The sequence below is a fragment of the Azospirillum sp. TSH64 genome, from assembly GCF_003116035.1.
GTDB lineage: Bacteria > Pseudomonadota > Alphaproteobacteria > Azospirillales > Azospirillaceae > Azospirillum.
The window spans coordinates 7,288,950-7,300,844 of the sequence record NZ_LGQW01000015.1; the positions used below are offsets into that span (position 1 = coordinate 7,288,950).

Consider the following 11,895-nt stretch of genomic DNA (forward strand, 5'->3'; position numbering starts at 1 on the left):
GCGCGGGGTCGGTCCGGGCGGCGATGGAAGCGGGGATCAGCCCGGCTTCTTCACCTCTTCGCGGGCGGCGTTGGTGGCTTCGGTGACGACGTCACGGACGTCCTCCTTGGCCGACTCGACCACCGTATTGGCGGCCGCCTGGGCGGCGCGGGTGCCGCGGTCCAGCGCATCCATGGCGATGGCCTTGGCCCGCTCGGTCGCCTCGTCGGCATAGTCGCCGACCCACTGCTTCTCATAGCGGGTGCCGGGCAGGGCGGCGCCGATGGCCGCACCCAGCGCCACGCCCATGGCGCCGGCGACGATGGGATGGTCCTCGACCAGATCCCAGAAGCCGGTCGACATGTCGTGCGCGCGGTGGCGCAGATGGTCGGTCGACGGTGCCATGGAGGACAGGCGCGACACGCCGCGGCTGACATAGCCCTGCGACTGGCGCTGGGTGTGGAGGTCGCCCCGGCCGGATACGTGGCCCGACACAGGGTCGTTGTCCGAACCGCCCATCATGCCGCTGACGGTCCCGGACGCGCTGTCGTAGGCGGAGCTGACCGCACCCGAGGCGCTGTCATAGGCCGAGCTGGCGGCATTGCGGACGCTCTCGCCGGCATCGCTCAGCGTTTCGCGGGCATAGTCCACGGCGTCGCCCACGCGGTGTCGGGCGTTGCGGACCGTGCTGGAGCGGGCGATGCGGCGGTCGTAGCCGGTGCTGGACAGGGCCAGCCAGCCCAGACCGATGCCGACCAGCGCCAGCGGGATCGGGTTGCTGGTGACGCTGTCCAGCACAGACCCGGAGGACTGGGACTGCCGGCGATTGTAATGGACGGTCTGGCCGCTTTCGTAACGGTCGGTCCGGTGCAGGTTGGCGCGCTGGGACGGGGTGTCCGGCGTCGACGGCGAATAGGTGTGCTTCATGGAATTCTCCATCAGGGTTTGGGGAGACCACCGCGTCAGACTGTCGCGCAGACGGGATGTCCGGTCGCGCAGCGCATCGACGGTGCCGCCGATGCGCGCGCGGCTGGCGCGGATGTCGCCCTCCAGGGCGTCGAGATCCTTCGATTGACGTTCGTCGTCCGTCATCGGCCGGCCCCTCAGCGGGCAAGCTGGGATTTCGCCCAGCGCTTGTCCTCGTCCAGCGTGTTCATGGTGCGGCGGGGGCGGAGGTTGGCGGGGCTCAGCCGGTTCTTGCCGACGTAAGCCAGGATGCCGCCCACCGCCAGAACCACCACGCCCACGATCAGCGCGGACAGCCACGGGGCCAGGACGTTGGACAGGCCGAGAACCGCGGAGGCAAGCAGGACCAGGACGCCGGCGAAGGCGACCAGTCCGCCGACGGCGATGAAGGCCACGCCACCGGCGGCCTCTGTGGCCTTGTCGGTCAGCTCGGCCTTCGCCAACGCGATCTCGGATCGGGCGAGGTTGGCGGATTCGCGGGCGAGATCGGCGAACAGGCCGGCAAGCGGCCGGTCCTGCCGCGGATCCCGCGGCTCGTCATAGCGGTTCTCGGCGGCGCTCATGGACGCTGACCCTGCGGCTTGGAGGTGGAGGAGGAGGCTCCGGCAGGGCCGCCGTGGCTGCCGCCCTGGACACCGCCGCCCTGGACGCCGCCAATGCCGGCGGTGCCGGAGTTGACGGTGCTGGCGGCGGCACCCGACACGCCGGCCGGCGTGCCGATGGTGCTGGTGCCGAGAGCGGTGTCAGCCGACGGCGCGGCGCCGTGGCCGGTGACCGAGGCCGGAGCGGTGGACAGCGGCATGCCGATGCGGCCGGCGGCCGGCTTCGGCTCACCCAGGCGCTCCGACCCGCGTTCGGAGTCCATGCGGCCGGCGAGGTGTCCGGTGTTCACGCTGGACGAGCCCGTCGTCGGGGTGTCGGCGCTGTGGGACGGGGTGCTGCGGCTGACGGGCTCGCCGATGCCGCCGGCCATGCCGCGGCTGGGCGTCGTGTCGCGGCCCGTGTCGCGATTGCGGTCGCGGCCGGTATCGCGACCGGCGTCGTAGGAGGCGCCGCGGGCGGTGCGCACGGTCTGCGACGGGTGCGCGTTGCCGCGAAGCGAGGTCGAGGCGCGGTGCATGCGGCGGTCGCTGGAGCTTTTCAGGAAGCGCGCGGCGAGGAAGCCGACGGCGAAGGCGGCGCCGATGAACACCTCGGGCTGGCGGCGGGCGAAGCCTTCGACCTCGCCGACGATGTCGTCGACCGAGGCGTCGCGCAGCATGTCGGCGACACGTTCGACGCGGCTGGCCGCCTGCTCGGCGTAATCGGCGACCACGCCGCCATTTTCCTCGTTCAGCTGCTCGGCGGCCTTGTGCAGGGCGTTGGCGACGCCACCCAGCTGATCGGCGGCGCGGCCGGTCTGCTGTTCCAGCAGCGAGCGGATGCGGCCCTGGGCGTTGCCCAGCGTCTCGCGCCCGGTGGACATCACGTCGTCGGCCGCGCGGTTGACGGTCTTCTTCATCTCATCGACGCTGCCGCCGATGTGGGAGCTGCCGGCAGCGAAATTTCCGGTCGACGAGCTTCCAGCGGTAGAACTTCCGGTGGTGGAGCCGGTCGGGGTCGGTCCGCCGGTGCCGGTCATGTCGCGGTTCGGCATCTTGTCTTTCCTCCTCGGGGATTCCGGTATTCCGTGGCTCCGCGCCTGCGGTATCGAACCGCCCGTTGCGGAAGCGGGTGTCGGGAAGTGAAACACCGCCCAAGCCTTCGGGGTTCCACGCACGCACCGCGCGAAATGGACAGTTTCTGCGATTGTGCTAAACTTTGCCGCGAACAAGTTGGTTCGGCCGGACCGGGGGGTGGCGGCATGAGCGTTTTCAGCGTGGTGGCCGACGGTCAGGCCGGCCTTTTCCGCCTGCAGCAGGCCAGGAAACCCTGGGAGAAGGAACTGCAGGCCAAGGACGCCCACGGCCAGCTCGCCCAGAAGGCGGAGCGTGCGCAGGCGCTGACCCAGGCCGCGACCAAATGGCAGAGCGACCATGCCAGCGCCCAGGCGGCTCTGGAGGAGGCGAGGCGGGTCGGCGGGCCCAAGCAGGCGGCTGCCGCGCGGCTTGAGCAGGTCGAACGCAAGATCGAACAGTTGAAACTGGCGATGCGCTTTGCCCAGGGCGATCCGCAGAAGCTGGCGACGCTGGCGCGGGAAGCGGCGCTGCTGGCGCGCGAGGCCGGGCGCGCCGCCAAGGAGTATGGGGCCGGCATCAAGGCCGCGGCGGAGTTGGGGTTGCCCGGCGATGCCACCGGCGGCGCCACGATGCTGTCGTCGGAGACGACGTTCACCCGCACGACCACCAGCCTGACCCTGCAACAGACCGAGGTGACGCTGACCATCGGCATCTCGACGGGGGACGGGGCGTCGGCCGCCGCCGGTTCCGCGGAAAGCACCGCCGACCTGATGGCGGCCGATGCCGGCGCCGATGCGAATGCGCAGTCCGCGGGGGCGGCGGAGATGCGGGACGGCAAGTTGCCTGCCGACATCGCCCGCCTGGTGGAGGATGTGCTGTCGGGCCTGGGCAATGGCGGGATGACCGGCGCCGGCCCGTCCGACACCGATCAGTCCGACACCGATCCATCAGGGGCCGATCAGTCCGACACCGATCCGGCCGCTCCTGGCCAGCCTGCCGGCAGTCACCCAGCCGCGGCGTCGGCCGGCACCGGCGGGCGAAGCGCGATGATTCAGCAGCTGATGTCCGACAACGCCTTGAAGATGTCGCGCTACCGCGAGGCGGACACCTTCGGCCAGCGGGTTGAGGGGGTGCTCGCCACCTCCAAGCGCATCATCGGCGAGGCGAAGGCCGCCAACATGCTGGACGAGTCGGAAAGGCGTCGGCGCGAGCGGCGGGAAGGCTTCAAGGCCGACGACAAGATGGTCGAAGCCGCCCAGAAGGAGGTCAACGCCCTGCGCGCCGCGGCGCTCGGGTCGGCCAAGGAGCTTGGGCAGGCGGTCGGGGCCAGCGGGGCGCCCGATAACGCTGCCGATGGAGCAGGTGGCGCGGCCCTGTCGACGGCCGGCGCTTCGGCCAACCAGCCGGCAGCGGTGCTTAATCTATTGGCGTGAGCGCGACCGGTCCGGTGCCGGCCGCCTGCTACCATTTCTCCATACGCTGCGGTGCGACATTGTGTTGACCGGGTCAATCGGAAGACGCGATAACCGATGACAAAGACTCCCGGAGAGGAGTCTGCGAACCGAGCGCAAGAGAATGGGACACGCAACGAGATGAGCAACTGGATCCGCCGTGGCGGCCTCGAAATCGCCCGCCCGCTGTACGACTTCATCAATGACGAGGCGCTGCCGGGAACCGGTGTCGACGCCGACCGTCTCTGGACCGGCCTCGACCAGCTCCTGCACGAGCTGGCGCCGCGCAACAAGGCTCTGCTGGACAAGCGCGACAGCCTGCAGGCGCAGATCGACGGGTGGCACACCGCCCGCCGCGGCAAGCTCTTCAATCAGGCCGAGTACGAGTCCTTCCTGCGCGAGATCGGCTATCTGGTGCCGGAGGGCGGCGACTTCGCGGTCGGCACCGGCAATGTCGATCCGGAGATCGCCTATCTCGCCGGCCCGCAGCTGGTGGTGCCGATCACCAACGCCCGCTATGCCCTGAACGCCGCCAACGCGCGCTGGGGCAGCCTGTACGACGCGCTGTACGGCACCGACGCCATCCCCGGCACCCCGGCCGCCGGCGGCTATGACGCCGCCCGCGGCGCGCAGGTGATCGCCTGGGCCCGCAAGTTCCTGGACGACAGCGTTCCGCTGGCCGACGGCAGCCATGCCGACGCCGCCGGCTATGCGGTCGAGGGCGATGCGCTGGCGGTGACGCTGAAGGACGGGCGCAAGACCGGCCTGAAGGACAAGGCCGCCTTCGTCGGCTGGCAGGGCGAGGCCTCGGCGCCGTCGGCGGTGCTGCTGGTCCAGAACGGCACCCACATCGAGATCCGCATCGACCGCAGCAGCGTGATCGGCAAGGACGATGCCGCCGGCGTCTCCGACGTCGTGCTGGAAGCGGCGCTGTCGACCATCCAGGACTGCGAGGATTCCGTCGCCGCCGTGGATGCGGAGGACAAGGTCGTCGCTTACCGCAACTGGCTGGGCCTGATGAAGGGCACGCTGGAGGCCAGCTTCCCCAAGGGCGACAGGACCGTCGTCCGCAAGCTGAACCCGGATCGCACCTACACCACGCCGACCGGCAGCGTCACCCTGCATGGCCGCAGCCTGCTGCTGGTCCGCAACGTCGGCCATCTGATGACCATCGACATGGTCAAGTTGGCCGACGGCAGCGAGGCGCCGGAAGGCATCCTCGACGGCGTCTTCACCTCGCTGATCGCCCTGCACGATCTGAAGGCTGAGGGGGGCTTGCGCAACAGCCGCGCCGGCTCGGTCTACATCGTGAAGCCGAAGATGCACGGGCCGGAAGAGGTCGCCTTCGCCGACGAGCTGTTCGGCCGCGTCGAGGATCTGCTGGGCATGGCCCGCAACACCCTCAAGGTCGGCATCATGGACGAGGAGCGCCGCACCAGCGTCAACCTCAAGGAGTGCATCCGCGCCGCCAAGGACCGGGTGGTGTTCATCAACACCGGCTTCCTCGACCGCACCGGCGACGAGATCCACACCTCGATGGAGGCCGGCCCGGTTGTCCGCAAGGCGGCGATGAAGGCCACCAAGTGGATCTCCGCCTATGAGGACAACAATGTCGATGTCGGGCTGCGCGCCGGTCTGAAGGGCCGCGCCCAGATCGGCAAGGGCATGTGGGCGATGCCCGACCTGATGGCCGACATGCTGGTCGCCAAGATCGGCCATCCGAAGGCCGGCGCCAACACCGCCTGGGTGCCGTCGCCGACCGCCGCCACCCTGCACGCCACCCACTATCACGCGGTGAATGTGGCCGAGGTGCAGGACCAGCTGGCCAAGCGGCAGGCCGCAGCATTGTCCGACATCCTGACCATCCCGCTGGCCGACCGCCCCAACTGGTCGGAGGACGAGGTCCGGCAGGAGTTGGAGAACAACGCCCAGGGCATCCTCGGCTATGTGGTGCGCTGGATCGACCAGGGCGTCGGCTGCTCCAAGGTGCCGGACATCCATGACGTCGGGCTGATGGAAGACCGCGCCACCCTGCGCATCTCCAGTCAGCATATCGCCAACTGGCTGCACCACGGCATCTGCACCGAGGCCCAGGTGATGGAGGTCATGAAGCGCATGGCCGCCGTCGTCGACAAGCAGAATGCCGGCGACCCGCTGTACAAGCCGATGGCCGGCAACTTCGACGGCAGCATTGCCTTCCAGGCCGCCTGCGATCTGGTGTTCAAGGGCCGCGTCCAGCCGAACGGCTACACCGAGCCGGTGCTGCATGCGCGCCGCCGTCAGGTGAAGGCGGCCGGTTGAGGCCGGTCTTCGCTGCGGGGGGCGTCGCTCCCCGCAGCACTTATTTCGAGTGGCCGATTTCCAGAACCCGCACCGCCACCTGCTTGGTGTAGGGGCTGGCGGCGAAATACTCGTAGCGGACCGCATTCTCCGCGACGAATTCCTGGAACGCCCGGTACTCGTCGTCGCGCCAGCTGCGGTTGCCGATATACTCGTCGAAGACGATGATCGTTCCCGGCCGCACCCGGTCCGCCAGCGCGGTCAGCACGGTGCGGGCCGAGGCGTAGATGTCGCTGTCGACATTGACCAAGCGCACCGGTCCCGGATGGGCGGCGAGGAAGGGCGGCAGGCTGTCCTCGAACCACCCCACATGCAGCCGGGCGTTGTCACGCACCGGCGGCAGCTGGCTGCCGGTGGTCAGCACGCCGCGGGGGGAGTTGACCCAGCCCTCCGGCAGGCCCTCGAACGAATCGAAGCCGTGGACCTCCTGGCCCGCCGCGTCGGCAATGTGGTCGAGCGAGGTTCCGCGCCGGACGCCGAACTCCAGCACCAGACCGGGCGTGGCGGCGCATGCGACCGCATGACGCAGCAGCCGGCCGCTGTTGCCGAACAGCCGGAAGTCGGCGGAGAGCTTCGGCAGCAGCGCCTTGACCCCGTCCGGCAGCGGGCGGCGCTTCGGGTTGTCGCCGACCTCCGCCTGCTCCACCGCGTCGGCCTCGGCATCCCGGCCAAGCAGCCGCAGGGTGGCGGCGAGATAGCCCCAGTATTTGCCGGCGGCACCGCCGCAGCGGGTGGCGCGGCGCAGCCGGCGCAGGGACTCGTCGGGGCCATGGTCGTGCAGGGCCTGGGCATGGCTGCCGAACCAGCCTGCGGCATGCTCGGGATCGTCGGCCAGCAGCGCGTTGAAATGGGCCAGCGCCTCCCCGTCACGCCCGAGATAGGCCGCGGCGGTGGCGGCCTCGAAGCGGATGTCGGGGGAGAGGTCGCCGGCGGCCAGCGCCTCGCGCGTCACGGCAATCGCGTCGGTGTAGCGGGCGTCACGGCGCAGGGCTCCGGCCAGCGCCGCCGTCAGGTCGGGGCGTCCGGGGGTGACGCGCAGGGCGCGCTCCAGCAGGGTGACGGCCGGGAAGGGGGCATTGTCGGCCTGATGGGCCCTGGCGAGAAGCGCCAGCCGGTCGGCGTCTCCGGGGCTGTCGGCCAGCACCCGGCGCAGGCAGGCGATGGCGGCGGCCGGACCGCGATGGCCGAGATGGGCCAATCCCAGCAGATGAAGCCGCTCGGTCCCGGAGGACGAGGGGGCGCCGCGGAGGAGGCGCAGGGCGGGGCGGTAACGGCGCGCGTCGATCAGGGCGCGCGCCTCGTCCAGTACGGTATCAGCGGTCAAAATGACTCGTCGTCAGGGCAGCCTGCGGAAGGTCCAGACCGACGCCGGGGGCAGGTTCCGGGCGATCCAGGCATGGCGCCGCGGCTTCAGCCGCAGCCGCCGGATCAGTTCCGGATTGACCGGGGCGAAGGGACCGTAGGTGAATTGCACGAAAACGCCGTCGGGCGCCAGCACGGAAAAGGCGCCGCGCACGATCCGCGCCTGCACCGACAGCGGCATGGCGATCAGCGGCAGGCCGGAGACCACCGCGTCGCAGCTCTCCCAGCCATGGGCCCGGACGATTCGGTGCACCCGCGTCGCGTCGCCGCGCACCACCGTGGCGCTGGGGTGCAGCATCGACAGATGATCGGCGAAGGCGGGGTCGAGTTCCACCATCAGCAGATTGTCGGGCGTGACGCCATGGGCCAGCAGCGCCGAGGTGACGGGACCGGTGCCCGGCCCCAGCTCCACCACCCGCCGCGTGGGGCTGCACTGGGCGGCCTTCGCCATCGCCCGGCACAGTTCAGGTCCACTTGGAGTTACCGATGCGACCTTCAGTGGTGAGCGAATCCAGCGCTCGACAAAAAGCTTGCGCTCAGCAAGTGACATCGATCGACCTCCCAACAGACGCCCGATCAAATCCTCGGCTCTGCGTAACCCCTTTCTACTAAGTTACGTTTCATTGCGCCAGCCGAATGGATTTTGAACGATCGTTTAACAAAACGATTAAACTTGTGTGTCTGTTTGTTAACAGTTCGCCAATAGGATTGTATGTGTACGGCGCTGTGGCGGGCCGCCCTTTCGGTCGGGAACCATTCCGGGGAAGGGACCGGACGCTTGCCGCGCCAGTGAAGCCGGGCCAACCGGCACCTTAAGCCCGTACGGGAGGAGCACAACCTTGAATAGATTGCTTCTGCGCCACAAGATACCCGGCGCGGTGGTCGGGTCGGCGGTGCTGACGGCGGTGCTGCTTGGCAGCTTCGCCTATTCCGCGGCCACCGACCGTCTGCGCACCGCGGCACAGGACAAACTGGTGGCGCTGGCGGATGCCCGCGCCGCCAGCGTCCAGTCCTATCTGGAAGGGTTGGAGGGCGACATCGTCCTCACCGCCAACACGCGCTCGATGCGGGACGCGGCGGTGGCGCTGGGCAATGGCTGGAGGATCGAGGGCGACCGCGGCGACCCCGGTACCCTCTTGCGCAAGCGCTATGTCGACGACAACCCCAACCCGCCGGCCGAGCGCTACAAGATGGAGAAGCCGGAGGGCAGCACCATGTACGACATGGCGCATCTCAGGCTCCATTCCTGGATGACCGACCTGATGCTGCGCCGCGGGCTGGCCGACGTCCTGCTGCTGTCGCAGGATGGAACCGTCCTCTACAGCGCCGCGAAGGGCGGCGACTTCGGCAAGCCGGCCGCCGACGGTCCGCTTGCCGCGCTGGCCGACTCGGTAAAGCGCGATCCCAAGCCGGACGAGGCCCGCACCGCCGATTTCAGCGCCTATGCGCCGGCCGGCGGCGCCCCGTCGGCCTTCCTCGCGACGCCGGTGGCGCTGCGCCAGCCGGACGGCAGCGTGCAGATGCTGGCGACCCTGGTTTTCCGCATCGAGCCGAGCGGGCTCGACCGCATCATGCGCGCCACCGGCGGCATGGGGGACAGCGGCGACACCTTCCTGGTCGGCGAGGACGGCAAGCTGCGCAGCACGCCGCGATTTGCGATGGGGCCGGCGGTGCTGAAGCCCTATGAGGGCGGCGCCATGGGCGTCATCAGGAACGATGCCGACCACACCGGCGTGGTCGAGGCGGCCAACATCTCCGGCGACCGTCCCGCCCTGACCGCCTATCGCCCAATGACGCACAACGGCGTCCAGTGGCTGGTGCTGGCGGAGGCCGGCGTCGACGAGATTCTGGCGCCGGTCAAGTCGATGCGCGACAACATGATCGGCGCCGGGGCCGCTCTGCTGCTGGTCATCTGCCTGGGCGGCATGCTGTTCGCCCGCGGCATCACCCGCCCGCTGTCGTCGATGTGCGATGCCATGCAGCGGCTGGCCCAGGGCGAGCGTGCGCTGGCCGTGCCGGCGCAGGAGCGCCATGACGAGATCGGCCGGATGGCCGGGGCCATGCAGGTCTTCAAGGAGGCGCTGATCAAGGCCGACGACCTTCATGCCGAACAGGAGCGGGTCCGCGCGCTGCGCGAGGAGCGCACCCGCCAGCTGGAACGGGTGACCGATGGGTTCGATGCGCGGGTCGGCGGCATCGTCCGCGCGGTGGCCAGCGCCGCGGGCGGGCTGGAGGCGACGGCCAGATCGATGAGCGACGGCGCCGACCGCACGTTGCACGAGGCGACCAGCGTCGCCGCGGCGGCCGACCAGACGGCGAGCAATGTCGGGACGGTGGCCTCGGCGGCCAACCAGCTGCGCGCCTCCATCGGCGACATCGGCCGCCACATCGAGGAGTCGGGCCGGATCACCCAGGCCGCCATCGGCGCCGCCGCGCAGGCCGGCGAAACCATGCGCGCCGTGGTGGAGACCGCCGGCCGCATCGGCACCGTCGTTCAGTTGATCCACGACATCGCGGCGCAGACCAACCTGCTGGCGCTGAACGCCACCATCGAGGCGGCACGGGCGGGGGAGGCGGGCAAGGGCTTCGCCGTCGTCGCCAACGAGGTCAAGCATCTGGCCGCGCAGACCGCCAAGGCCACCGACGAGATCGGCAGCCAGATCGGCACCATGCAGTCGGTGACGGACGGTGCCGCGGCCTCCATCGGCCAGATCGCGACGGTGATCGAGGACATGGGCCGCATCTCCAGCATCGTCGCCGGCGCCATCGAGGAGCAGGGCACCGCGACGATGGACATCGCCGCCAACGCCGAGCAGGCCGCCAAGGCGACGCAATCGGTCACCGCGATCATCGACGGGGTGGCGCGGTCCGCCGACACGACCAAGACGGTTGCCGGCGAGGTGCTGGTCTCGTCCCAGGATCTGACCCGGCAGGCCGGGCATCTCCGGACGGAGATCGAGCGCTTCCTGGCCGACATCAAGGCCGCGTGAGGGACCGGCCCTGCCGGCGGCAGCGAAGCCGGCGGGGCCTGTTCTCCTTTTCTTCTCACTGTGCCGTTGACAGAGCCGCAACGGCCGGGGCACCGTTGCGGGGCCGGAAGGACCGGAAACCAGGGGACCAGACCAGGACATGCCGACGCTCGCACCCGATCACTCGGATCTGTTCGACGATACGGGCAAGCCGCCCCGGCTGCTGGAACTCGACGTCGCCAGGATCATGCGCAACCCGAGCATGCCGCGCCGCCATTTCGACCCGCAGGACATGCAGGGGCTGGCCGACTCGATCGCGCATTACGGGCTGAAGCAGCCGGTGCTGGTGCAGGAGGTGGTGGGCGGCCATCGCCTGGTCGCCGGGGAGCGGCGGCTGCGGGCGCATGAGATGCTGGGGCTGGCGACCATCTATGCGCTGGTCACCTCCGGCAATCCGGACGAGCTGACGCTGGTGGAGAATGTCCAGCGCGTCGACCTCGACGCGCTGGAACTGGCGGAGGCGCTGGCGCGGCTGATCGACCGCTTCGGCTACACCCAGGAACAGCTGGGCCGCATCATCGGCAAGAGCCAGAGCAACGTCAGCCACACATTGCGGCTGAACAGCCTGCCGGAGACGATCAAGCAGGAATATGCCGCCGCCCACCATGACGTGTCCCGCTCCACCCTGATCGAAATCGCCTGGATCAAGGATCTGGACGAGCAGATCGCCCTGTGGGAGCAGGTGAAGGCCGGCGACGGGACGGTGCAGGCGGCCCGCAGCCGCAAGGACGCCGCCAAGGAACCGTCGCTGCGCACCATGTCGGCGGTCGGCCGTTTCCTCGACGCGCTGCGCCGCGCCACCGCCCGGCTGGGCGATCCGCGTGAGCACCGCGCCTATGTCGACGACATGCAGCGCCGTGAACTGATCAGCCTGCGCCGGCGCATCGACCTGCTGCTGGGCGACGATCCGTCGGTCGATTGACGGCGGGATCCGCCGTGAAAAGCGCAACTCCACCTGTCGGTGGAGTTGCGCCGTCGACTCCCGTTACGGACGGTTGGGATAGAGGCCCACGGTGGCGATGCAGACGGTCTGTCCGATTGCCGGCGACTGGGTGCTGACCTTCTGGGTCGCACCGGCTGCGGCGGGGGGGGCCGCCACTGTGCCGCCGG

At 69.8% G+C, this 11,895-nt stretch carries 9 protein-coding genes; 4 read left to right on the top strand and 5 right to left on the bottom strand.

Annotation, left to right across the window (positions count from 1 at the left end):
• Positions 1 to 36: 36 nt before the first annotated feature.
• The 3 genes from TSH64_RS34000 to TSH64_RS34010 are packed head-to-tail and all read right to left on the bottom strand — an operon-like array spanning position 37 to position 2,581.
• Entirely contained in the window at positions 37 to 1,071 is a 1,035-nt protein-coding gene (locus TSH64_RS34000) for a hypothetical protein (RefSeq protein ID WP_109451847.1), read from the bottom strand.
• A gap of 11 nt (positions 1,072 to 1,082) precedes the next feature.
• Complete coding sequence (locus tag TSH64_RS34005; protein ID WP_109451849.1) at positions 1,083 to 1,508, bottom strand: phage holin family protein; 426 nt, start codon at positions 1,506 to 1,508, stop codon at positions 1,083 to 1,085.
• Positions 1,505 to 2,581 carry a hypothetical protein gene (locus tag TSH64_RS34010; RefSeq protein ID WP_109451851.1) on the bottom strand — a complete coding sequence of 359 codons (1,077 nt, stop codon included), beginning with the start codon at positions 2,579 to 2,581 and terminating at the stop codon, positions 1,505 to 1,507. Before TSH64_RS34010 ends, TSH64_RS34005 begins: the two co-directional genes overlap by 4 nt.
• 207 nt (positions 2,582 to 2,788) lie before the next feature.
• Here TSH64_RS34010 and TSH64_RS34015 point away from each other — a divergent pair, with 207 nt between their 5' ends.
• Both TSH64_RS34015 and TSH64_RS34020 read left to right on the top strand, forming a co-directional pair.
• Positions 2,789 to 4,036 (top strand): hypothetical protein, encoded by a 1,248-nt coding sequence (locus tag TSH64_RS34015; RefSeq protein WP_109451853.1) that lies wholly within the window; start codon positions 2,789 to 2,791, stop codon positions 4,034 to 4,036.
• A gap of 159 nt (positions 4,037 to 4,195) precedes the next feature.
• Positions 4,196 to 6,355, top strand: a complete 2,160-nt coding sequence (locus TSH64_RS34020) for a malate synthase G (RefSeq protein ID WP_109451855.1) — start codon at positions 4,196 to 4,198, stop codon at positions 6,353 to 6,355.
• A gap of 40 nt (positions 6,356 to 6,395) precedes the next feature.
• On the opposite strand, the gene TSH64_RS34025 is transcribed toward TSH64_RS34020, so the two are convergent.
• Together TSH64_RS34025 and TSH64_RS34030 are read right to left on the bottom strand one after the other, a co-directional pair.
• Positions 6,396 to 7,718 (bottom strand): class I SAM-dependent methyltransferase, encoded by a 1,323-nt coding sequence (locus TSH64_RS34025; RefSeq protein ID WP_247873323.1) that lies wholly within the window; start codon positions 7,716 to 7,718, stop codon positions 6,396 to 6,398.
• Positions 7,719 to 7,730: 12 nt separating this feature from the next.
• Positions 7,731 to 8,207 carry a methyltransferase domain-containing protein gene (locus TSH64_RS34030; protein WP_109451857.1) on the bottom strand — a complete coding sequence of 159 codons (477 nt, stop codon included), beginning with the start codon at positions 8,205 to 8,207 and terminating at the stop codon, positions 7,731 to 7,733.
• Positions 8,208 to 8,595: 388 nt separating this feature from the next.
• Between TSH64_RS34030 and TSH64_RS34035 the strand changes: the two genes are divergently transcribed.
• The gene (locus tag TSH64_RS34035; protein WP_146208100.1) at positions 8,596 to 10,746 is read left to right on the top strand and encodes a methyl-accepting chemotaxis protein; all 2,151 of its coding nucleotides are present in this window, start codon (positions 8,596 to 8,598) and stop codon (positions 10,744 to 10,746) included.
• Positions 10,747 to 10,885: 139 nt separating this feature from the next.
• Complete coding sequence (locus tag TSH64_RS34040) at positions 10,886 to 11,707, top strand: ParB/RepB/Spo0J family partition protein (protein ID WP_109451861.1); 822 nt, start codon at positions 10,886 to 10,888, stop codon at positions 11,705 to 11,707.
• Positions 11,708 to 11,895 lie beyond the last annotated feature (188 nt).

Bases quoted from the DNA above. Each gene is read 5' to 3' on its own strand.
- TSH64_RS34040 (WP_109451861.1), top strand. From the start codon at position 10,886: ATGCCGACGCTCGCACCCGATCACTCGGATCTGTTCGACGATACGGGC.
- TSH64_RS34000 (WP_109451847.1), bottom strand. From the start codon at position 1,071: ATGACGGACGACGAACGTCAATCGAAGGATCTCGACGCCCTGGAGGGC.
- TSH64_RS34015 (WP_109451853.1), top strand. From the start codon at position 2,789: ATGAGCGTTTTCAGCGTGGTGGCCGACGGTCAGGCCGGCCTTTTCCGC.
- TSH64_RS34020 (WP_109451855.1), top strand. From the start codon at position 4,196: ATGAGCAACTGGATCCGCCGTGGCGGCCTCGAAATCGCCCGCCCGCTG.
- TSH64_RS34010 (WP_109451851.1), bottom strand. From the start codon at position 2,581: ATGCCGAACCGCGACATGACCGGCACCGGCGGACCGACCCCGACCGGC.
- TSH64_RS34005 (WP_109451849.1), bottom strand. From the start codon at position 1,508: ATGAGCGCCGCCGAGAACCGCTATGACGAGCCGCGGGATCCGCGGCAG.
- TSH64_RS34030 (WP_109451857.1), bottom strand. From the start codon at position 8,207: ATGGCGAAGGCCGCCCAGTGCAGCCCCACGCGGCGGGTGGTGGAGCTG.